The organism is Vibrio sp. 3-2(1), from assembly GCF_963887575.1.
In the GTDB taxonomy this organism is placed as follows: domain Bacteria; phylum Pseudomonadota; class Gammaproteobacteria; order Enterobacterales; family Vibrionaceae; genus Vibrio; species Vibrio anguillarum.
This window is the reverse complement of sequence record NZ_CAWPGB010000011.1, coordinates 241,878-263,086: the sequence shown is the minus strand read 5'-3', so window position 1 is coordinate 263,086 and position 21,209 is coordinate 241,878. Positions and strand designations below refer to the sequence as shown.

The following is a 21,209-nucleotide window of genomic DNA, read 5'->3' as shown; positions in this document are numbered from 1 at the left end:
AAGGCTTATAGCTCAACCACTAAACTCATTCCCATACGCAAACCTTCGACAGGTGTGGTAGGGCGAGCTTCGATTTCAAAGGTGCGTAAATCAAACCCTTGTGAGGCGTCTGTTGATCGCCATGTGGCGAAATCACCCATCACTGCAATGTGGGAAACGATAAATTCTACTTTGGCTTCTAAAGCAGGTAAGTAAGCCGTAAATGTTGTGCCTTTCGTAAAATGCTTGAGTTGATCTTCGCGTACGTTGAGCACCGCCCATGAGTCTTGGGTATCCACGACAGTGACGACAGGGAAGCCCTGTGGAGCCAGTTCGCCGCTTTGCAGCAGTACTTGGGACACTTCACCGTCAAACCAACTCTCAATTTTAGTATCCGCGGCATAAGCTTCAACTTCCGCTACGGCACCAGCAGCCATACGTTCTTTTTCCGCGGCAGCGAGTTTAGTTTCAGAGCGTGCGCCTTCTTTGGTCATTTGATACATCTGAAAAGCGGCGCTTTCAGTATATTTAGCAGCCTGCCATTGGGTATTCGCTTCATCACGTTTTTGTTCAGCGACGACACCATCACGGTAAAGGTTATTGACACGCAAATAGGTTTTTTCCATTAAATCAGTTGCCGCTTTGGCTTTAAGCCATTGATCTTTCGCTGCTTGAATTTGTTGATCGCGTGCGCCTGTTTCTGCTTCTTTAGCCAGTGCGCCCGCCGCTTTTTGACCCGCAATCGCTTGATCTAATTTAGCTTCAATTTCAGGGCTGTGCAGCGTGAAAATGAGCTGGCCACGTTCAACGCTATCGCCTTTGCGCACCAGTACCTGATCAATACGGCCGGGAACTTTTGAGGAAATACTGTATTGTTGAGATTCAATTTGACCTTGTAAGCGGACAGGTTTAGGTTGAGATGCTTGGTAAAAGCGATAGCCTACCCAAGAGATCGCCACCACAGCAGCAAGAGCAATCAGTGTTGGTTTTACGGCTTTCATAAGGCATCCTTTTGAGCAGGTGATTCGTGAGTCATTGATGAGTGCAACAAAATCGCTGATTGTGTGTAGATAGGGAAAGTATTCATTTCACTGGTCAATGCCAGTAACTTATTTAAAGAAAGTAAGTAGTTGAAGCTGGCTAATGACTGTTGCGTTTTTATACTCGCAAGGTAGAGCTCTGCATCCACCACATCTAAGGACGTTGCTAAACCCTGACTGAATGCCTTTTGGCGTAGGTTCAGGTTTTCATTAGCCAGTGTGAGACTTGAGTTTAGTCCCATCACTTCTTCCAATGCTTGTTCGGCTTCCAAATAGGTTTTTTCCACCAACACGCTCAAATCTTGCTTAGCTTGCGCCTTTAAGTAACGTACTTGTGAGACTGCGCTGTGCGCTGCTTTGACTTGATCGCTGCGACCCGATGTTTCAATTAACGGAATGTTGACCCCAACACCCACTAACCAATCCGGTTTCATTTGGCTGGCCAGCGAATCGTCTTCATGTAGGCTGTAATCACCGTAAAGGTAGACTTCTGGATAGTATTTGCCTTGTTCAGCTTTGATCAAGCTGCTTGCTTGCTTTTCTTTTGCTTCAAGTAGTGCCAAGCCCGGATAGGTATTGAGCGTTTGCTCCACAAAAACAGAGAGTGGCGGTAAACGGTCATTGACAAACAGTGAACCACTTGGCTCGACTTTTTCTGTTTGACCTAGAATTTGGGTTAGTGCGCTTTGGGCAATATCTAAGGTTTTTTGTGCTTTTTTGCGTTCAACCGTTGCTTTATCTAATGAGGCTTCAGCTTGTAGCCGTTCCACATGGGCAATTTGTCCTTGTTGCTCTAACTTTAGTGCATTATCACGGTGCTTGGTTAACCCTTGCTCAACGGCTTGGCGAGTCACTAAAACCTCTTTTGCCAAAAGAACACTAAAGTAATATTTGCTCAAGTCTTCATAGCGCGCTTGTGTTTCCATTGCGAGCTGGCTTTGCGCTTCTTCTTTCTTACCTTCCGCAGCAGCTTGTGCGGCGCTGATCCGTCCGCCCGTAAAAATGGGCCAAATAGCGCGAATCGAAGAGCTGAAAATATCTCGTTCGGTGATGGTTGATGTGATGGAGCCTGCACTGGCGAGTATCGGTCCTAAAACTGGCCCCAAAGATGATGGGATAGATTGCCCAGTGCTATCGAATATCTGCTTTCCTGACAAAGTAACATCTTGGTCTAAACGCGTGTAGTTTGCACCAATAGAAACAGCAGGCAAATTGAGACTGTCTGTGGAATTTTCAATATGCTGATAGCGTTCGACATTTGCCCGCCCAGCGGCAAGTGAATTATTGCTCTGTTGCAAAAGATCCCATGCTTGTTGAAAGGAAATCGGCGCGGCGAAAGAAGGGGCTGCACCAAGCAGAGTAAAGACGAATAGGCTGAGTGTTTTCGCTTTCATGCTAAGCTCGAGTAATAGTAATTAGAGTTAATGCTCTAGTTTTTTGCTGCGGAAGTCAACAGTGCGATGGGTTGAAATGTCGAAACAACAGCAAGTGATATGCGCTAGCATGAAGCGCATATCACCAAAATTCAATATTTAAATTTAATACTTATGGTAAGAAGGGCAGAGATAATCGGCCCGCCAAACCAATTTTTTGCTACCTCTCACGTTTGTACTGCCTTGCATCGTGGTCAGTACGTCCTTACCCGACATCTGCGGGAAAGCGAGCAGCACTCTCAGGTCATCATTTGACTCAGTCGCTATTTCTTCATAAGCCCGAACATGAGTAAAGGTTGACTGTAAATGGTTAAACAGCATATCTCGGGAAAGGCAAATTCCAAAGGCATCGCGTTTCATTGTAAGTGTCCTTCTGACAATGTTATGAATGGAATCGATAGCAATTGGTATGGTTATTATAGGGCTATCTTTTTGTGAGGTTTCCTCATCATCTTCTTCACTGCACAATTAGTATACAAATGCTTTGGCATTATAAGATAAAATTTTTCTAAAATAGGTGTGATATAGATCACGAAATAACCATGATAATTTTTTATAAAACCTTGTGCATATTCTGCTTGGCAAGTCTTCGAAATAGATTGCAATAAAACGAACCAAAATGGTGCGTGGAATGCGTAGTATTGTTCACAGTTATTCGTTTCTCTCTTCGCTCAAATGTTAAATAAGTGTTAGCTTGTATGCAGAGTTAAAGAGGGATTTATGGTGTGGAGTAGTATCAGTTTTCGTAAGCGTATGCTGATCATAATGACCCTTTCAGGGTTGATTGAATTACTGCTGTTAGTTGCCGCTGGTTTTGTGTACATCAAACATTCTCAAGAAGAAGAGATGGGCTTAAAGGCTTTGGGGGTTGCTTCATTTCTTGCACAAACTCCATCAGTGGTCGATATGCTTGAATCTGGTAGTGGGGTGGATCACCAACAGCGTTATCGAGAGTTAACAAAATTAATCGGTGCAACCTTCATTGTTATCGGCGATCAACATGGGATCCGCTTAGTCCATCCTGTTGATGAACGAATTGGTCTTCCCATGAAAGGGGGAGATAATGATCAAGCTTTGCTACATGGTGAGTCATACGTTTCTTTTGCTCAGGGTTCATTGGGTAAATCCGTGCGTGGAAAATCGGCGGTAAAAAATGCCCAAGGACAGATCGTTGGTGTGGTGTCAGTTGGTTACTTAATAGAACGACTACAAGATAAAATTGAACCTTTTCTTATCTACTTAATTGGGATGGCACTACTGGTAGTGCTGGCGAATGCTGTACTTTCCAGCTACGCCTCACGCCGTTTTCAGAAAGCGATACTCGGTTTTGAACCAGAAGAGATTGGCCGATTGTATGTCGAACTTGATGTCACCATGAGTACCTTAAAAGAAGGAATTTTAAGTATTGATGAGGCGGGTATTCTTCGTTCCATTAATAAAAGTGCGTGTGAGATTTTGGCGATTAACCGAGAGAAAGCGCTGAATCAACCACTTTCTCTTTTTCTGCCTGAAAGTGATCTCATGAGTGTTATTGAAAGTGGTACGCCTGATCACGACATCGAGCTGTACCTCAATCAACAACGTCTGATCGCCAATCGAAGTCCGATTATTGTTGACGGTAAAGTGGTTGGGGCGGTGTCCAGCTTCCGCCTCCGAGATGAAATCAACGAGTTAACCGAGCAACTCTCCCAAACCAAAGAGTATGCTGAAATGCTGCGCTCTCAAACTCACGAACATCGCAACAAACTCAACACCATCAGTGGGCTTGTACAGATGGGAGAGCTGGAAGCGGTTCAGCATTTAATCGGCCAAGAAACGGCTCATTACCAATCGCTCATTGAATTTCTACGTGAGACAGTTAGAGATCCACTCATTGCCGGAATGCTGCTGGGTAAAACTGAGCGAGCTCGTGAACTTGGTTTGGAGTTAGTCGTTGAAGAGGGATCGCGTCTAGAACCTTTGCCGCAGCGTATCAATGCCGAAGATATCGTCACTATCTTGGGTAACCTGATTGACAATGCATTTGATGCGACACTCACGATGATCCGCAATGAAAAACGGGTGACACAAGAACGACGCATCATTGAAGTGTCACTCAGCGATTATGGTGCCGAAATTATTCTTGAAGTGGATGATAAAGGGTGTGGTTTACCCGAACAAATGTCGCCACAGCAATTATGGCAAAAGGGAGTCTCTAGCAAAGCAAAACATAACCGAGGTGTGGGTTTACACCTGGTAAAACAGTTAGCTGATCGCTATCAAGGGCAGCTAGAAATGAAAAGTAATCAAGATGTTGGAACAAGAGTTACGGTTTATCTGCCTAAGGAAGAACAAGTATGAATACCCGTGTCATGATTATTGAAGATGATATCGCGATTGCGCAATTACATCATCGTTACCTGACACAAATTGAGGGATTTGAAGTCATTGGCATTGCAACGACTCACGCCGATGCCCAATTACAGTTAGATATCCTCAAACCCGATTTAGTATTGCTGGATGTTTATCTACCGGATGGTACGGGGCTCGATCTCTTACAGAAAGTTCGAGGCAACAACCAAGGCTGTGATGTAATTTTGATTACTGCAGCGCGCGATGTTGAGACGCTACAACAGGCAATGCGTGGTGGCGTAGTTGATTACTTGCTCAAGCCAGTCATGTTTCCCCGTCTTGAATCGGCATTGAAGAAATACCAAACCCAACAATTAGAGCTGGGCTCCGTGGCTGATGTTGACCAAAACGTAGTTGATAAAATGTTGACAGCCAATACCAGTGAGCTTCCCACTCATCTGCGTCTTCCCAAAGGAATTGATGGGGTTACGCTAGACAAAATACGCCATCTTTTTAATACACCATGCAGTTTGACCGCGGACGAAGCGGGAGAAAAAATTGGCGCAAGTCGAACCACGGCAAGGCGTTATCTGGAATATTTAATCAGCAGTGGTGAGCTAACCGCCGACTTAAATTACGGCACGGTTGGTCGCCCGGAGCGTTGCTATAAAAAAGTTGTGCGTTAGGCCGAGAGATTTAATGGGTTAACCGCATGAAATTTAATGCTATTTAATCACGTCGTTCGTATTGTTGATGATGAATGCTTGCGATCAACTAGACGGCGTTTCAAACCCCATCTAAAGTTTAAGGACAAAAGGCAGATAACATCATGTAGGAGAGAGGATGAACGTAATCAAATATCTGCGTACTATTCTACCTATGTGGCTAATCAGTGTGTTGGCATCATCACCTGCTTATCCCGCTAGTCTTGAAACACTAACGTATTATACAGAGGCCTATCCCCCTTTTAATTTTATGAATCAGGGCAAAATCACTGGAATTTCGGTTGATTTACTTCAAGAAGCCGCTAAATTCTCAGGACATGACGTATTATTGAGCCAGATCGTATTGCAACCGTGGGCTCGTTCTTATCGCTCTACCATTTTGAAAAAAGACGGAGTACTTTTCTCGACAACAAGGACGTCACACAGAGAGGAATTATTTCATTGGGTAGGCCCAATTGATGACATCAAAGTTTCGGTAATTGCACGTAAAGGCAGTAATATCAAACTTGGGGAACCTTTAGAAATTACCTCCTATAAGATCGGGGTGATAAAAGATGACGTCGGCGAACAAATGCTGTTGCAATATGGTGTTCCGAGAGACTCAATGCAAGAAGCAACGGATGTCACTATGTTGGCAGAGCAGTTAGTGAAAAAGCGTATTGATTTGATTGCATACGATGAACGGTCAGCCCATTGGTGGATAAAACAAGCAGGATATGCCCCCGATCAATTTGAAACACTTTATGTGTTAAAGCAGGGATTACTTTACTATGCTTTTAATAAAAATATAGACCAAACACTATTAGACGATTTACAAATGGGTATTGATAAAGTAAAGAACACGGTTAATGAAGACGGTGTTAATCGATATCAAGCCATATTAAACAAATACCAATAACCATTCTTAAGATTAGTGACCAGTATGAGCAACCCAAGTAGTACAATTTTGACAGAGAGTGGTACCAACGAACTTGAGATTATTGAGTTCCATTTAGAAAAGGTACTGCCAGATGGACGCACGAAAACCTGCTATTACGGCATTAACGTTGCGAAAGTTAGGGAAGTGATACAAGTTCCTGATACCACCGATTATCCCAATGCTCAGCCGCATATGATCGGTGTATTTTCGTCACGTGATGTACTGACTCCGTTAGTTGATCTTGCCGGTTGGCTCGGTGTGCCTACTAATCCAAGCCTTGATCGAAAGTTTGTTATCGTGACGGATTTTAACCGCATGACCAATGGCTTTTTGATTGACAGCATTAGTCGTATTCACCGTATTTCTTGGAACGATGTTGAATCGCCGAGTCAGTTTTTAGAAGCGGGTGAGCAAGATTGCGTCGTGGCGGTTGTGCGCAAAGATGGCAACCTGATCATGATTTTGGATTTTGAGAAAATCATCGCTGACATCAACCCTGAATTGAGTATGGAAAAATACGATGTCACGGTGGACAGATCGGTCGACCTCAACCAAAAAATGATCAGCAAACGTAATGCGAAAACTATCATGGTGGTGGATGATTCGGCGTTTATCCGCAGCTTAATACAAGATACATTAAGCTCTGCAGGCTACAACATTATTGCGTGTAAAGACGGTGGTGAAGCCTATGAGAAATTGATGGAAATTGAAAAAGTAGCCAAGTCCGAAAACGTACCCGTGACAGAGTTAGTGAATGCGATCGTAACGGATGTAGAAATGCCGCGCATGGATGGTATGCACTTGTTGAAGCGCTTGCGTGACAGCGAAACTTATAAAACAACGCCGATAGTGATGTTCTCCTCGATCATGAGTGATGATAACCGAGCCAAAGCATTAGCACTGGGTGCTGATGATACCTTGACCAAGCCCGAAATTGGCAAAATGGTCACCCTGATGGATAAATATGTATTTGCTTAACCTTTATACCCTCCCCACTTAGAGTTGTTTGGGTATAGCGGTCAGTCTGCGACCAATTAAGGAGAGTCTCATTTGAGGCTCTTTTTGTTTTACCACAATTCTGAACGTTAAGCTCAGCGGCGCGAATAGCGAGTGATGAGTAAGGAGATATGGGAGGAAGATCAAACTCTATTAGATTGGTCAAAATGTAATATTCTTTCACACTTTATCATTCCTCATTCTACGCTTTGTCTTTCCGATCACGTTTTTATCTTGCTCTCTCTGCTTTCCTTTCATCTCATTTACCCTGAGCGTGAGTGAACTCTGTGTTTTTCTTCTCCTCCCTTGGCTCTACGCCCTGAGGGCAAAATGGCAAGGGGGAGGTAATTGGCGGTGTCAAAATTATAACGTTAGCTTAGGTAGATATAGGCATATGTCTACTGATTTATAGGTTTTCTGCCAGCAGTGAGAGCAGGACGAGCACTAACGTTATAAAACGGATTACAACAATGAAAACAAACCTAACGAGAATGACTTTAGCGTTTGCTTCAATTGGTATGCTAGCGGGTTGTAATGACTCGTTAGACGTTCAAGTCATGGATGGGTATTTAACCAATGCCCAAGTTTGGCTGGATGTGAACGGCAATCGTCAATTTGAACAAAACGAACCTCAAGCGTATACCGACCAAAAAGGTATCGCAAAAATTAACGTGGCGGGGCTGCGTGGTGACGTAAAAAATTATTATCTGATGGCTTCTGCTATCAAGGGAAAAACCGTTGACCAAGATATTCCCACCGTCAAAGCGGCGCGCAATTATTTAATGATGGCGCCAGCAAATTATCCGGTGATCAGCCCTTTTACGACTTACCTCAGCGTGCAGATGCAAAATGGTAAGCGAGAGAGTAAAGCGTTGGCTGAGCTGAAAAAGGCGCTGCGTATTCCAACTTTGGATGTCAAAGCGGATTATGTCGATAACCACATCTTGGTTGCTCAATCTGCTAAAGCGCTAGCGCAACTGCTACCTGCTACTATCGATGACTCCAGCTTGCCTGAATTGGCCAATACCTTGAAAAAAGCCAGTAAACGGTTTGGCGATGAGATCAAAAAAGCGCAGCGAGAAAAGAGCGATATTCGCGATAAAACACTGATGCTTGAAAATGGTGGGCCTGTTATTGGCTTTGATAGCGATAGAGATGGCGTAGCCGATTTGATTGACCACTTTCCTTACGACATCCAAGAGAGTATTGACTCCGATAATGATGGCATTGGCGATCACGCAGACCTAGACGATGACAACGATGGCTGGCCTGATGAAACTGAATGGCGATTAGGGACAGACCCTTATGACGCCTTAAGCTTTGCTGCCGATCTCGATGGCGATGGCATTGCGGATGTCGAAGATGATGATATTGATGGTGATGGGTGGAGCAACGCCGATGAAGCGCGTTTAGGAACGGACGCCAATGATGTTTCAAGCGTTCCTGCTGATCTTGATAGTGACGGTATTGCCGATAACGAAGATGACGATATTGATGGTGACGGTGTGATCAACGCGCAGGATGTATTCCCACGAGATCGCTTAGAAAGCCTTGATACCAATAACGATGGGCTAGGGGATTTTGCCTCAAGCGACGATGACGGTGATGGCATCCCCGACAGCATTGATCCACAACCGAAACAGGCGGATAACTCGACAACCGAGCCGACCCCAACTTATCAAGAAGCGATTATTTACTACCTGCGTGATGACAATAATTATGACGGCTGGGGACTACACCTTTGGAACAACGGTAGCTGTGATTCTGTTTCTGAATCTGCGCTTAATGGCGTGGATTGGGGAAATCCTTACTTAGCCTCAGAAATCGACCCGATTTATGGAGCGATATATCGCATTCCACTTAAAGCAGAACATGGCAACTGCATGAATTTTATTGTGCACAGTGGCAATGATAAAGCGCTGGGCGGCGATGATTTAGTGCTGGATTTTGTCAAAGGCAATACGCTTTATACGCGCCACGGTAGTGCGGTATTGAACTACTCTCCGAATGAGCAAATTCAAGTTGCCATTGAGGGCGCAGCTGCACATTGGCTTGCGGTAAATCAACTGGCGTGGTTCGATCACAGCGAAGCGGCAAGCTATGAGCTTTGGAGCCGCGCGCAAGGCAATGGTGATATCGCCCATCCTGAACAATTCATTCATTACCCATTAGCCTTGTCAGGCGTGACAAATAATGCGCATTTCCCACATTTAGCGGGTCGAGCAGCCTTCACATTGGATGTGAGCAACGAACAAGCTAAAGCGCTGTTGAAAACGCAGCTACTCACAGTAGCGAGAGATGCTGAAGGCAAAGTACTGGTTGCAACAAAAGTACAGATCCCAGGAATAGTCGATAATCTTTACACGGCTGGCAGCGATGATGCCGATGAAGCGAAACTTGGCGCTTGGATAGACGGTGATAGCGCGCATTTTGCGCTATGGGCTCCGACCGCGCAGCAAGTGGAGTTGTATCTGTATGATCAAGATAAAACCCTTCTCAGTACCTCCCCTCAGCCGATGGTTGAAGATCTCAACACCGGAGTTTGGCACTATCAAGGTGAGCGCTCGCTGAAAAACAGTTTCTATCGTTACCGCGTGCAGGCCTACCATCCTAAAACGGCGCAACTTGAATGGATGATGACGACCGATCCGTATTCGCAATCGCTCAGTACATCCAGCCTTTATTCTCAATTGGTGGACTTAACCGCAGCAGAGTCAAAACCGGACGATTGGGATACTCAAATTATTCCTGAACTGAGTCATCCTGAAGATAACATTCTTTATGAAGTACACATTCGTGACTTCAGCAACAGTGATAGCAAAGGAACAGCGGAATACAACGGTAAGTACCTCGCCTTCTTGGAAGAAGAACGTGACAGTGTTGCGCACCTGAAAAGTTTAAAACAAGCGGGTTTAACCACTATTCACTTACTGCCAAGCTATGATTTAGCGTCGATTCCGGAAGATGAGCAAAAGCGGGTCGATCTTAATGATACGGTCGCAAAACTGTGTGGTATTAACTCGCAAGCGTCGCTTTGTTCTGATGGCACGTCGATGAGCGCGACCATACTTTCTTTGTTGGAAAAAACCGACCCGAATACACCGCAAGCACAAGCATTACTTGCGGATGTGCGGCCGCTTGACAGCTTCAACTGGGGTTATGATCCATTCCATTACAGCGCGCCAGAAGGCAGTTATGCGGTGCAAAGTGATGGTGTGTCACGGGTGAAAGAGTACCGCCAAATGGTACAAAAACTGCATCAGCTTGGTTTTCGAGTCGTGCAAGATGTGGTCTACAACCATACCTACTCGTCAGGTTTGTATGACAAATCAGTACTGGATAAAACCGTGCCCGGTTATTACCACCGCTTGAACCCCATCACAGGTGCGGTTGAAAATTCTAGCTGCTGTGACAATACCGCTTCAGAAAACCGTATGTTCGAGAAACTGGTGGCCGATAGCGTCACGATGTGGGCACAAGATTACAAAATCGACGGTTTCCGTTTCGATCTTATGGGACACCTGATGAAATCAAGCATGCTCAAGATTTATGAGGCGGCGAAAACGGTTGATCCTGACACTTGGTTCTATGGTGAAGGCTGGAACTTTGGTGAAGTCGCCAACGGTGCCAGAGGTGAAAATGCCACCCAATGGCCAATGGCTGGAACGGGAATAGGGACTTATAACGATCGCTTACGTGACGGTGTGCGTGGCGGTGGTCCATTTGATAGCGGTGAGGCGCTATTAACCACTCCGGGTTTTGCTAATGCAGGTGATCGATTTAGTGATGAGCTGAAATCGAAAATGGACTTAATTCGCTATGGCATGGCTGGCAATTTACAAACCTATCCATTGCAAACCGCCAGCGGCATGACAGTGCTTGGCCGTGATTTCCAATACGGTGGTCAAGGCGCGGCCTATACACTTGACCCACAAGAGTCGATTAACTACGTCTCTAAACACGACAATCAAACCCTGTGGGACTTCAACCAATATAAAGCAAAAGCAGAAACCAGCTCAGCGGATAGAGCGCGCATGCAGATCATTGGTCTTGCGCCAGTAATGCTTGGGCAAGGTGTTCCTTTCTTCCATATGGGTTCAGAACTACTTCGCTCAAAATCGATGGCGCGCGACAGTTACGACAGTGGTGATTGGTACAACCGTGTTGACTTTAGCAAGCAGACCAACAACTGGAATGTCGGCTTGCCAAGAGCAGATAAAGATCAGGCTAACTGGAGTGCGATTCAAAGTGTGATAGCCAACCCCAATACGGTGGCTTCCGCGCAAGATATTGTATGGACAGATAATGCCTTCAAAGCTTTGCTGGCAATTCGTGCGCAAACACCGTTGCTCAAGCTAATCTCTGAGCAAGAAGTGTTAAACCGTGTTCGTTTCCATAATACGGGGCCAAATGCGCAACCTGGCATGATAGTGATGTCGGTGAATGATGGTATTTCAGCTGGTGCGGATCTCGACCCTAACGTTGAGGCCATCGTTGTCGCCATCAACGCCAATAGCGTTGAGCAAAGTGTGGTGATCTCGAATGCGCAGCGCTTTGAATTACATCCTGTTTTACGCACAGCACAAGATGTGCGCGTCAAAGAGAGCCAGTTTAACAATGGCCGCTTTACCGTTCCAGCCTTAACGGCGGCAGTGTTTGTGATGCCGCAGCAGGGCGAGCAGGGTGCTGGCTTAAGCATTGATGCGCCACCAATTGATGTTGCACCTTATGGTTCAACCACGGTGTACGTGCGTGGTTCGATGAACGGTTGGGGAGTTTCAAATCCATTATCCTATCAGCAAAATGGTCTCTACACGTTTGAAGGTTATCTGACTCCCGGAGTGTATGAATTCAAAATTGCTTCTGAAGATTGGAGCACACTAAACCTGGGTTTTGGTGGCTTTAATATAGCTAGCGATTCCGCGACATTGGAAAATGCAGGAAATGGCAATATCAAGCTTACCGTAACAGAGCAAGGTGTTTGGAAGTTCACACTGGATGCATCCAACAGATCGCAACTGGTGGTTGGCGTTGTGGATACAGGTGTTGACTACGCGTGTTATCAAGACAATAACCCCGCTTGTGATTTGCGAATTTATCAAGTGATGGTGGAATCCTTTGTTGATGGAGATTCAAACGCTGATTACGGCGTTGGTTACGGCAACTCGCACCACCGTGGTGATTTGCAAGGCATCATCAATAGCTTGGATTACATTGCTAGCTTGAACGTTAATGCGTTGTGGTTAACGCCAGTATTTGATTCCTGTGCGGGTCAAAATGGCGATGATAAGCTTGATGCTACTGGCTATTTTGCGTGTGATTATTTCAACGTAGATCCTAACTTTGGCAGCAACGCTAAACTAAAAGAGCTGATTGATCGTGCGCATGACAAAGGGCTGTACGTGTTATTGGATGGCGTATTTGGTCACACAAGCTCTGTTGGCGTGAAAGCGTCACCGAGCGGCAAGTTGCCTCAGCTTCATGACGGGGAAAGTGGTTATCCGGGCAAGTTGGTCACTTATCCTAGCCAAGCGAGTGAGGCATTTTTCACTGAAGTTGCCAGCTACTGGATCCGTGAGTTTGGCATTGATGGCTGGCGTTTAGACCAAGCGTATCAAGTCCCGCTTAAGAGTTGGCGTTCGCTGCGCGCGGCGGTTGAACAAGCATCGCAAGATAACCTTAATGCAGGGAAATCATGGGGCACATTAGGTTATATGGTCGGTGAAGTGTGGCAAGGGGCTGATGACATTACCCTAACTGCGTATGGCAGTGATGCAAACCCAGCGCTCTCCTCAGCCTTCAACTTTCCTTTACGCTATGGTGTGATGCAAGCACTAGCAGTGGAAGAATCTGGCGCAAGCGGTAGCGCTCTGAGTCTAGAAGCCAGTTGGAATAACCGAGCGAAATCGCCTTATCACGCCATGCCAAATCTAATGTTAGGTAATCATGATTTGGTTCGCTTTGGTGACCTGATCCAACGAGGTAATTTAGGTGATTATTATGCGCGACATCTTGCCGCGTTCAGTTTTCTTGCTGCTTATTCTGGGCCAATCACGCTTTACTATGGTGAAGAGATTGGGGATGAAGTCGAAAACTTTGCAGCGCAAGTGACACAAAATTATGCCGCTGTTGGTTTGTGTGATGATCACGTTGCTCGTTCTAGTGGCAAAGTAGATGCTTCAAGCTTGTCACCACAACAGCAAGCGCTGAAAAACAGCGTCAGTCAATTAATGCTACTGCGCAGCCAATACCCGTCACTGGCTAAAGGGGAGCGGCGTAATGTGTGGATTGACGAGAGTTTGTACGCGGATCTCAAAGTGTACGGTGATGAGCAGATCCTCTATGTGCTTAACACCAGCACTGCGGAGCGGAGATTATCTCTTGATATGGGAAGCGTAAAAGCTGCGACTCAATTGAAGGATTTAATGACTGAAGAGACGATCGCCACGCAAATCGGCACAACGACAATCATCGTTCCGGCTTTAACTGGTCGCTTACTTCGACTGGATTAATCGTTAAAGCAATAAAAGCTCGCTGCGGCGAGCTTTTTCTTTCTCTACTTTTTCCTGCTAAGGCTCTCATTAATGAGCCTCTCCTTTGGTCATTGTCCATTGACAGAAAACACAAGTTGCGACATTTCACTCATTGGCGTAGCTTATCAACCTGAATGACACTCTGGTACACATTCTAGATTCAGCTTACAAGAGAGCCTGCTGCCATGTGGATTAGGTCACCCTCTTCAACAAATCCATAGTAATAAACTGGCCTTTGGGCGGTACTTCGTTTATTAATTAGCGAGTTAGCTAATTACTTCAAAATGGTTTTTATCGTATGACCAACATTTTTATCATTGTTGCACTGCTGGTGCTGTTTTTTGTCTTTATCCAAAAGTACGTGATCAAACACGACGATACCAAAGATTACGCTTATAAGAAGAAAGGGGCGTTACTCAATATGTCGGAAGGCGCCTTTCATAACGCACTGAAATCTGCAGTAGGGGAACACGGTGTGGTGTTGGCTAAAGTTTCAATGGCCAACGTGGTTACCCCAGCGGCGAACTTGAATAAAAAGCAGTGGTTCATCGCCAATAACCGAATCGCCAAAAACTATTTTGATTTTGTGGTGTGTGATGCAAGAACCTTAGAGCCGCGAGTTATCATCGAGTTGGATAACGGAAAAGAACTGCATAAAGGCAAGGTAGAGCGTGAAAAATTGCTGATGCATGTGTGTAAGTCTGCCAACATTCCATTGATTGGTGCGAACATCAAACACAGCTATCAAGTGAGTAAACTAAGAAGGTTACTGGCCGCGCATATTGATTTGATCGAAACCGATAAAGAAGTGCGTTTTTGCAAAAAATGTGGCAGCCCAATGGTGATAAAAATTGCCAGCCAAGGCGAATTCAAAGGCCGACGATTCTTTACGTGTAGCCGTCAACCACAGTGTACCTATACTGAAAATTATAATGTGGTGTATGAAGTCGGAGAGGATCAAGAACTCTGAGAAGCCCAAAGTGTCGCATCATTTTTGCTGTCATTGACTTGGCAAATACGAACTTGGTTACGTCCATTTTTCTTCGCTTTATAAAGCTCAACATCGGCTAATTTCAGTAGCATATCCAACTTGTCACCTTCACGGTATTCACAAATACCGACACTTAAGGTCAGTTGGATTCGCTTCGAGCCATAAGCGTACAAATGTTGATTAATCGCTTCGCGTAATTTTTCTCCCACATGTTCGGCTTGCGCGATACTGTTATTAAACAAAGTCACACAAAACTCCTCCCCGCCGATACGGTAGATGTTATCGTCGCCCACAATTTGAGACATTACCTGCGCCGTATCGATCAGCACCTTATCACCGGCATCATGCCCATGGGTGTCATTGACTTGCTTAAAATAATCAAGGTCAATCACCAGAAGACATAAAGTGGTATCTACCTTATTTTGCACAAAGTGAGCGAAGGCATGAGTGAGTGCTAAACGATTGTGAGAGCCCGTCAACGCATCACGAGAAGCAAGATAGCGTAGTGAGTTTTCGGTTTTTTTACGGCTAGATTCAAAAATATGAGCCACTGTCCAAATTCCGCAGTAGCAAAGAAGCAGATTGATCATCAACGGGACTGGATCATAAGCTTCATTCCATAAGGCTTGATAATAAATGTTGAACAGTTGCGGAATGAGTGCGATGCCCGTAGCGAGGCGGCCATGCTTAACCCCTAGCAATAGGTAAAAAAGTACTGGAAAAAAGGTGGTCCATAAAAATAGACCATTACTTAAAGGCTGGATAAAAGTCCCTGCGCTGATAATAAAGATTAGAAAATAAACGTAGACACGAATATGAGTTGCTGAATGTGTTTGTTGCTTTGCAATCAAGTAAACGTAATAGGAGTAACACATGAAGACAAATTCTAATGCTGCTAGCCCGTAGCTGTAAGTGTAAAAAATGTTAAATAGGACGAAGAAAAATGCAATAGCGGTCAGCAGTAAGCTTAACCCACAAAGTACAGAGGCTCTCAAATGATGAGAATGATTGAATAATCGCACATCCATGTTACGTCACCGTATTGCATATCGAAGATATTGATAAAGCTTATAGTACGAGATAATTGGTCCGAATCAATGGATAATCTCACATAACTTATACAATGAAATAAATTGGACAGCTTACATCTATTGTTAATCCGGTTATTGTGCTTAAACCCAGAGTTGTGAATAAAAAACAGACAAGCTGGTGATAGATAAGCCAACTGGCTCAAAAACAAAGAAAATAGACTTGCACACAGCAAAAACAGCCGTTAATATCCACTCCGTTCTGAAGATATGCGTCCGTAGCTCAGTTGGTTAGAGCACCACCTTGACATGGTGGGGGTCGGTGATTCGAGTTCACTCGGACGCACCATTTCAGTTGCATGTATCATGCTCAAGAACAAAAATTTGGGTCTTTAGCTCAGTTGGTTAGAGCGTCTGGTCGACATCCAGAAGGTCGTTGGTTCGAATCCAATAAGACCCACCAAATTCAAACAAAGCCCGCCACGTGCGGGCTTTGTTGTATCTATGACATACCAAACCAGTATTAGACGAAAAACCCACGCAACGTTATCGCGGAAAATTATTTAACAGCGAAGATGGATTTTATCCTCTAGGAAAAATAAACATTATTCCGAGCATGTTGTTCATTGATTATGTTCCGCAATCGCCCGATTGGATTTAAGTTTGGACTGTATGGCGGTTTTCATCACTGCCACACAGGCAGCTTAATTAAATTATCCCAGATTAAGGTGAAATTTGGGTATAGTGTTTTATTTTTGATGATAGGTGGAAAATGAGCACACACACTGCCGCGCGTTTTTACATTGGTACTTATACGGATGCACCAAGCAGTAGTAACGGCGTTGAGCTGATTGAGCTTAACACCATCACGGGTGAACTTAGTGTTTTGCAAGAGGTGATGGCGACGCGTAACCCTTCCTACCTTCTCGAAACAACGAAAGGCTTTTACACTTTTAATGAGGTAGAAGCGAGCGACAACCCACAATTAATACACATTAACAAGGGTTCGGTTTCTCAAATGCCATTGTCGGGTAGCTATGCTTGTCATCTTGCTATTGATGCCAAGCAGCGCTATTGCGCCGTGGCGCATTATGGGTCGGGTAATGTGAACATTGTTCGTTTGGACGATACTGGCAAACCTGAGTCATGCATCGCTGATCTATGGATTGATGGTCAGGGGCCAAATGCAGAGCGCCAAACCTCACCTCACGCTCATCAGGTGGTTTTCCTTAAACAGTCGTCGCAACTGGTTGTGGTCGATTTAGGGAGTGATGCAATTCATTTTTTCGCCATCAACAGTGATAATCAGGCATTTTCATTGGCGCAAACTGTAGAGATGCCTACGGGGAGTGGGCCGCGCCATGTGGTGTTTAATCACGCAGAAACCCGAGCTTTTGTGGTCTGTGAATTGTCGGAGACTTTGGTAACCTTAGTATTTCCCGGGACACAATGGCAAATAGAGGCTGAGTGCGATCTCTTGCCGAATGAGGCGAAAAGTGGAGCGGCTGCGGCGATTAAGTTGTCGCCCGATGAACGTTTTCTCTATGCTTCCTGCCGAGAGCAAAATAAAATCGTTCTTTTTGAACTATGCCAGCCACAACCGCAATGGATTGCCGCATTTGACGTCGGTGGCCAATTCCCGCGTGACTTCACTTTGTCTGCGGATGGAGATTGGTTGTTGGTTGCTAGCCAACATTCACACACAATCGCCAGTTATCGCCGAGATGAAACCACAGGCAGGTTGGTTGCCAGCGGCTTTAGCTGCAAAGTCGGCGCGCCAGTCTGTGTGATCGAACAGCACTGTTGCGAGTTATCTTGACCATAAAGAGAGAAATTAATGACTATTCATCGTATTAATCCAAGTAAACGTTGGTCTGACATTACCGTATTCAACGGCATTGCCCACTTTGTGGAAGTGGCTGATAGTGATACAAAAGCCGATATGAAAGGGCAGGTTGAGCAGATCTTAGCCCAAGCCGAGCAGCAGTTAACGGCGATCGACAGCGACAGAAGCCGTGTGTTATCGGTGACGATTTATGTCACAGATTTTGCACATTTCGCCGCTTTGAATGAAGTGTGGGATAGCTGGTTTCCAGAAGGATGCGCACCAAGCCGAGCCTGCGTTCAAGCACAACTGGCAAGTCCTGACTATCTGGTTGAAATGGCTTTTGTTGCCGCAGCTGGCTCAAAATTTCAGTAAATACGTTTCTTACTATGTGATGAAAAATGGCGCTACAATTTGCGCCATTTTTTTATCTCAAAGCTTGATGATCTTAAACCTTGTTAACAGGTTATCGGCTTGCATATGAGTGAGTTACGATTCATCGAAATGCTCAGCTTGCTCAAGCCACAATCCATTGATTATGCCAAATGCGCAGGCGAGTAATACGCCAAGAACCCAACAGAAATACCACATCAGTCATCTCCTTTAGTACAGCGATACGCTGTGGTTGCGAATATAATCATCATTCAATCGACCGAACATTTTGTAGTAACCCCACGCGGTGTAACTGAGAATAACTGGTACCACTAAGATGGCGACAATCGTGATGATATTGAGTGTTTTTTGGCTGGATGTGGCATCCCAAATCGTCAAACTGTGTGATGGCATTAAGCTTGACGGCATGATCATCGGAAATAGCGCCACGCCTGCCGTTAAAATAATGCATGTAATAGCAAGGCTAGAGAATAAGAAGGCCCAGCCAGATGCTCTTTTCAGGCTTGCCCATATGCACGCCAATAAGCTCGCGATGCCCACGCAAGGGATCAACCACAGCATGGCGTGTGCTTGATAGTTATGCAGTAAATGACGAGCGACGCTAACCACTTCTTTGTGCAAGGGGTTTGAAGCGGCATCCGTGACAATCGGGCTCACGATAATATAACCCGCTATGTTGGCGGCAAAGAATCCGCCGATGAGAAATAAAGCCACGGCAATGCTGGCACTGACCAACGACGCGCTATGGGCTCGCTCACGTAACGCATCACAAGTTTTGAGCTGTAAAAACGTTGCGCCTTGAGTGACGACGATGGCAAGGCTGAGCAGGCCACACAGTAGCGGAAATGGCGTGAATAGATCCCAAAAATGGCCTTGGTAATCAAGCATCAATAAGTTATTGAGCTGAAAAGGGACTCCCACCAATAAATTGCCAAAACCAATGCCAAAGATGAGGGGCGGCACAACGCCACTGATGAACAGTGCGTTATCGCACGCCTTGCGCCATGAGGGATTATCGATTTTCGAGCGATAATCCATACCAATTGGGCGCAGCCATAACGCGGCAAGTAGCAACATCATCGCTAAATAGAAACTAGAAAATGCGGTGGCGTACACCAGTGGCCAGATGGCGAAAATCGCACCGCCAGCGGTAATCAACCACACTTGGTTGCCATCCCAATGAGGCGCGATACTGTTGATCATCACTCTTCGTTCAACATCACTGCGTCCCAACATGGGCAGTAGCGCTGCAACGCCCATATCAAAGCCATCGGTGATGATAAAACCAATCAATAGCACACCGACAATCGCCCAAGTCAGCAGACGTAAGGTTTCGTAATCAAACATTGTGTTCTCCCTTAATGGTGTACGTGAGATAGAGATCCGTGCCCATCTTGCGTTTCAAAATGGTAACGTCCGGTATGTAGGGCGCTTGGACCGCGCCGAGCAAACTTCACCATCAGGTACATTTCCACCACCAAAAATGCGCTATAGAGTAAGTAAACTAGGCCCAGTGAAATCCATAAATCGCTGGGTGATAGGTTAGATACAGCCATATTAACCGGAAGTACTTCACCGATAGCCCAAGGTTGGCGGCCAAACTCAGCGACAAACCAACCCGCTTCGCTGGCAATCCAGGGAAGTGGAATAGCGAATAATGCCGCCTTAAGTAACCAAGGTTGAGTGCCGATTTTTCGCCGACAAATTTGGATGAAACAGAGCCCAATGACAGCGAACATCGCCATACCGCAGGCCACCATGATGCGGAAGCTCCAAAACAGAGGTGCAACTTGCGGAATGGTATCTTGCGCGGCTTGTTTGATTTGGCTTTCAGTCGCATCAGTTACTTTATCGGTGTATTTTTTGAGTAATAAACCGTACCCCAAATCCTCTTTTAGCGTTTCAAACTGAGCGATGTTTTGCAGTGAATCGTCACCATTGCGTAAGGCTTCTAATAGCCCGTAAGCGAGCATGCCATTGCGAATGCGCTCTTCACTGCGCGCCATCAAATCTTTTAAGCCGATGACGGGCTCATCCAATGAACGCGTGGCGATAATACCCATCAAATAAGGGACTTTAATCGCCGCGTCTGTGTGCATGGTTTCTTGGTTAGGTAGCCCAAATAGAGTGAAAGAGGCAGGGGCTTGTTCGGTATCCCACTCGGCTTCAATGGCGGCTAACTTCACCTGTTGAACTTCACCTAAGGTGTAACCTGACTCATCACCTAGCAATAAAGTGGCGGTAATGGATGCCATGCCAAAAGCGCAAGCCACAGTAAATGAGCGACGCGCAAAGGGAAGGTCGCGCTTTTTCAATAGGTAGTAAGCGCTGATACCCATGATAAACAGTGCGCCTGTGGTGTAACCCGCCGCAACGGTATGCACAAACTTCACTTGGGTTACTGGGTTAAAAATGACCTCAGCAAAGTTGATCATTTCCATACGCATGGTTTGATAGTTAAACTCGGCACCGACGGGGTTTTGCATCCAGCCGTTGGCCATCAAAATCCACAATCCAGAAAAGTTAGAGCCTAAAGCGGTTAACCAAGTCACGCTTAAATGCTGACGTTTAGAAAGGCGCTCCCAACCGAAGAAAAATAGCCCAACTAAGGTAGATTCAAGGAAAAAGGCAATCAAAGCTTCAATCGCCAGCGGGGCACCAAAAATGTCACCCACATAATGAGAGTAGTACGCCCAGTTGGTGCCAAATTGAAACTCCATAGTGAGGCCGGTGGCGACGCCAACGGCGAAGTTGATGCCAAACAGCTTGCCCCAAAAGCGAGTCATATCTTTGTAGACGGTTTTTCCGGTCATCACATACAGCGATTCCATGATCGCCAGTAAAAACGATAAGCCAATGGTCAGCGGAACAAAAATAAAATGGTAAAGCGCCGTACTGGCGAACTGGAACCGTGACAGTTCCACCACATCTGTAAGCATAAAGTCTCCCTCCCGCCAGCAAAATGGCAGGTAAGATAGTCAGAGATGAATGTGTGATCGATAACGCCTGCCACTTG

15 protein-coding genes and 2 tRNA genes are annotated in these 21,209 nt (G+C 45.5%); 10 read left to right on the top strand and 7 right to left on the bottom strand.

What is annotated here, in order from left to right; all coding sequences use genetic code 11:
- Positions 1 to 5: 5 nt before the first annotated feature.
- The 3 genes from AACQ79_RS03820 to AACQ79_RS03810 form a co-directional block, all read right to left on the bottom strand.
- Positions 6 to 980, bottom strand: coding sequence for an HlyD family secretion protein (locus AACQ79_RS03820; RefSeq protein ID WP_170898498.1), 975 nt, complete (start codon positions 978 to 980; stop codon positions 6 to 8).
- Positions 977 to 2,413, bottom strand: coding sequence for a TolC family protein (locus AACQ79_RS03815; protein ID WP_170898496.1), 1,437 nt, complete (start codon positions 2,411 to 2,413; stop codon positions 977 to 979). The genes AACQ79_RS03820 and AACQ79_RS03815 overlap by 4 nt, the downstream gene beginning before the upstream one ends.
- A gap of 144 nt (positions 2,414 to 2,557) precedes the next feature.
- A complete protein-coding gene (locus tag AACQ79_RS03810) occupies positions 2,558 to 2,812 on the bottom strand; it encodes a hypothetical protein (protein WP_013856662.1) in 255 nt (84 codons plus the stop codon).
- A gap of 360 nt (positions 2,813 to 3,172) precedes the next feature.
- Between AACQ79_RS03810 and AACQ79_RS03805 the strand changes: the two genes are divergently transcribed.
- From AACQ79_RS03805 to AACQ79_RS03780, 6 genes are all read left to right on the top strand, one after another.
- On the top strand, positions 3,173 to 4,792 hold the full coding sequence (locus AACQ79_RS03805) for an ATP-binding protein (protein WP_017044817.1): 1,620 nt from the start codon (positions 3,173 to 3,175) through the stop codon (positions 4,790 to 4,792).
- Complete coding sequence (locus tag AACQ79_RS03800; protein WP_013856664.1) at positions 4,789 to 5,469, top strand: response regulator; 681 nt, start codon at positions 4,789 to 4,791, stop codon at positions 5,467 to 5,469. Before AACQ79_RS03805 ends, AACQ79_RS03800 begins: the two co-directional genes overlap by 4 nt.
- A gap of 157 nt (positions 5,470 to 5,626) precedes the next feature.
- Positions 5,627 to 6,406, top strand: coding sequence for a substrate-binding periplasmic protein (locus AACQ79_RS03795; RefSeq protein ID WP_013856665.1), 780 nt, complete (start codon positions 5,627 to 5,629; stop codon positions 6,404 to 6,406).
- 24 nt (positions 6,407 to 6,430) lie between these two features.
- Positions 6,431 to 7,405, top strand: coding sequence for a chemotaxis protein (locus AACQ79_RS03790; RefSeq protein WP_026027355.1), 975 nt, complete (start codon positions 6,431 to 6,433; stop codon positions 7,403 to 7,405).
- A gap of 488 nt (positions 7,406 to 7,893) precedes the next feature.
- The gene (gene pulA / locus AACQ79_RS03785; RefSeq protein WP_170898494.1) at positions 7,894 to 13,935 is read left to right on the top strand and encodes a pullulanase-type alpha-1,6-glucosidase; all 6,042 of its coding nucleotides are present in this window, start codon (positions 7,894 to 7,896) and stop codon (positions 13,933 to 13,935) included.
- Positions 13,936 to 14,254: 319 nt separating this feature from the next.
- The gene (locus tag AACQ79_RS03780) at positions 14,255 to 14,926 is read left to right on the top strand and encodes a DUF2726 domain-containing protein (RefSeq protein ID WP_013856668.1); all 672 of its coding nucleotides are present in this window, start codon (positions 14,255 to 14,257) and stop codon (positions 14,924 to 14,926) included.
- On the opposite strand, the gene AACQ79_RS03775 is transcribed toward AACQ79_RS03780, so the two are convergent.
- The gene (locus AACQ79_RS03775) at positions 14,914 to 15,975 is read right to left on the bottom strand and encodes a GGDEF domain-containing protein (RefSeq protein WP_170898491.1); all 1,062 of its coding nucleotides are present in this window, start codon (positions 15,973 to 15,975) and stop codon (positions 14,914 to 14,916) included. The genes AACQ79_RS03780 and AACQ79_RS03775 overlap by 13 nt on opposite strands.
- Positions 15,976 to 16,247: 272 nt before the next feature.
- Between AACQ79_RS03775 and AACQ79_RS03770 the strand changes: the two genes are divergently transcribed.
- The 4 genes from AACQ79_RS03770 (at position 16,248) to AACQ79_RS03755 (ending at position 18,175) form a co-directional block, all read left to right on the top strand.
- Positions 16,248 to 16,324, top strand: a tRNA-Val gene (locus tag AACQ79_RS03770).
- Between the two features lie 37 nt (positions 16,325 to 16,361).
- Positions 16,362 to 16,438, top strand: a tRNA-Val gene (locus tag AACQ79_RS03765).
- Between the two features lie 309 nt (positions 16,439 to 16,747).
- Entirely contained in the window at positions 16,748 to 17,794 is a 1,047-nt protein-coding gene (locus AACQ79_RS03760; protein WP_170898489.1) for a lactonase family protein, read from the top strand.
- A gap of 18 nt (positions 17,795 to 17,812) precedes the next feature.
- Positions 17,813 to 18,175 (top strand): RidA family protein, encoded by a 363-nt coding sequence (locus AACQ79_RS03755; RefSeq protein ID WP_170898487.1) that lies wholly within the window; start codon positions 17,813 to 17,815, stop codon positions 18,173 to 18,175.
- A 114-nt stretch (positions 18,176 to 18,289) separates the two neighbouring features.
- On the opposite strand, the gene cydX is transcribed toward AACQ79_RS03755, so the two are convergent.
- The 3 genes from cydX to AACQ79_RS03740 are packed head-to-tail and all read right to left on the bottom strand — an operon-like array spanning position 18,290 to position 21,132.
- Positions 18,290 to 18,391, bottom strand: a complete 102-nt coding sequence (gene cydX, locus AACQ79_RS03750) for a cytochrome bd-I oxidase subunit CydX (protein WP_013856710.1) — start codon at positions 18,389 to 18,391, stop codon at positions 18,290 to 18,292.
- A gap of 12 nt (positions 18,392 to 18,403) precedes the next feature.
- Positions 18,404 to 19,540, bottom strand: coding sequence for a cytochrome d ubiquinol oxidase subunit II (cydB, locus tag AACQ79_RS03745; RefSeq protein ID WP_170898485.1), 1,137 nt, complete (start codon positions 19,538 to 19,540; stop codon positions 18,404 to 18,406).
- A gap of 11 nt (positions 19,541 to 19,551) precedes the next feature.
- Positions 19,552 to 21,132: a cytochrome ubiquinol oxidase subunit I gene (locus AACQ79_RS03740; protein ID WP_170898483.1), complete on the bottom strand. Its 1,581-nt coding sequence runs from the start codon at positions 21,130 to 21,132 to the stop codon at positions 19,552 to 19,554.
- Positions 21,133 to 21,209 lie beyond the last annotated feature (77 nt).

Bases quoted from the DNA above. Each gene is read 5' to 3' on its own strand.
- AACQ79_RS03740 (WP_170898483.1), bottom strand. From the start codon at position 21,132: ATGCTTACAGATGTGGTGGAACTGTCACGGTTCCAGTTCGCCAGTACG.
- AACQ79_RS03815 (WP_170898496.1), bottom strand. From the start codon at position 2,413: ATGAAAGCGAAAACACTCAGCCTATTCGTCTTTACTCTGCTTGGTGCA.
- AACQ79_RS03790 (WP_026027355.1), top strand. From the start codon at position 6,431: ATGAGCAACCCAAGTAGTACAATTTTGACAGAGAGTGGTACCAACGAA.
- AACQ79_RS03760 (WP_170898489.1), top strand. From the start codon at position 16,748: ATGAGCACACACACTGCCGCGCGTTTTTACATTGGTACTTATACGGAT.
- AACQ79_RS03820 (WP_170898498.1), bottom strand. From the start codon at position 980: ATGAAAGCCGTAAAACCAACACTGATTGCTCTTGCTGCTGTGGTGGCG.
- AACQ79_RS03810 (WP_013856662.1), bottom strand. From the start codon at position 2,812: ATGAAACGCGATGCCTTTGGAATTTGCCTTTCCCGAGATATGCTGTTT.
- cydB (WP_170898485.1), bottom strand. From the start codon at position 19,540: ATGTTTGATTACGAAACCTTACGTCTGCTGACTTGGGCGATTGTCGGT.
- AACQ79_RS03800 (WP_013856664.1), top strand. From the start codon at position 4,789: ATGAATACCCGTGTCATGATTATTGAAGATGATATCGCGATTGCGCAA.
- cydX (WP_013856710.1), bottom strand. From the start codon at position 18,391: ATGTGGTATTTCTGTTGGGTTCTTGGCGTATTACTCGCCTGCGCATTT.
- AACQ79_RS03795 (WP_013856665.1), top strand. From the start codon at position 5,627: ATGAACGTAATCAAATATCTGCGTACTATTCTACCTATGTGGCTAATC.
- AACQ79_RS03805 (WP_017044817.1), top strand. From the start codon at position 3,173: ATGGTGTGGAGTAGTATCAGTTTTCGTAAGCGTATGCTGATCATAATG.
- AACQ79_RS03775 (WP_170898491.1), bottom strand. From the start codon at position 15,975: ATGGATGTGCGATTATTCAATCATTCTCATCATTTGAGAGCCTCTGTA.
- pulA (WP_170898494.1), top strand. From the start codon at position 7,894: ATGAAAACAAACCTAACGAGAATGACTTTAGCGTTTGCTTCAATTGGT.
- AACQ79_RS03780 (WP_013856668.1), top strand. From the start codon at position 14,255: ATGACCAACATTTTTATCATTGTTGCACTGCTGGTGCTGTTTTTTGTC.
- AACQ79_RS03755 (WP_170898487.1), top strand. From the start codon at position 17,813: ATGACTATTCATCGTATTAATCCAAGTAAACGTTGGTCTGACATTACC.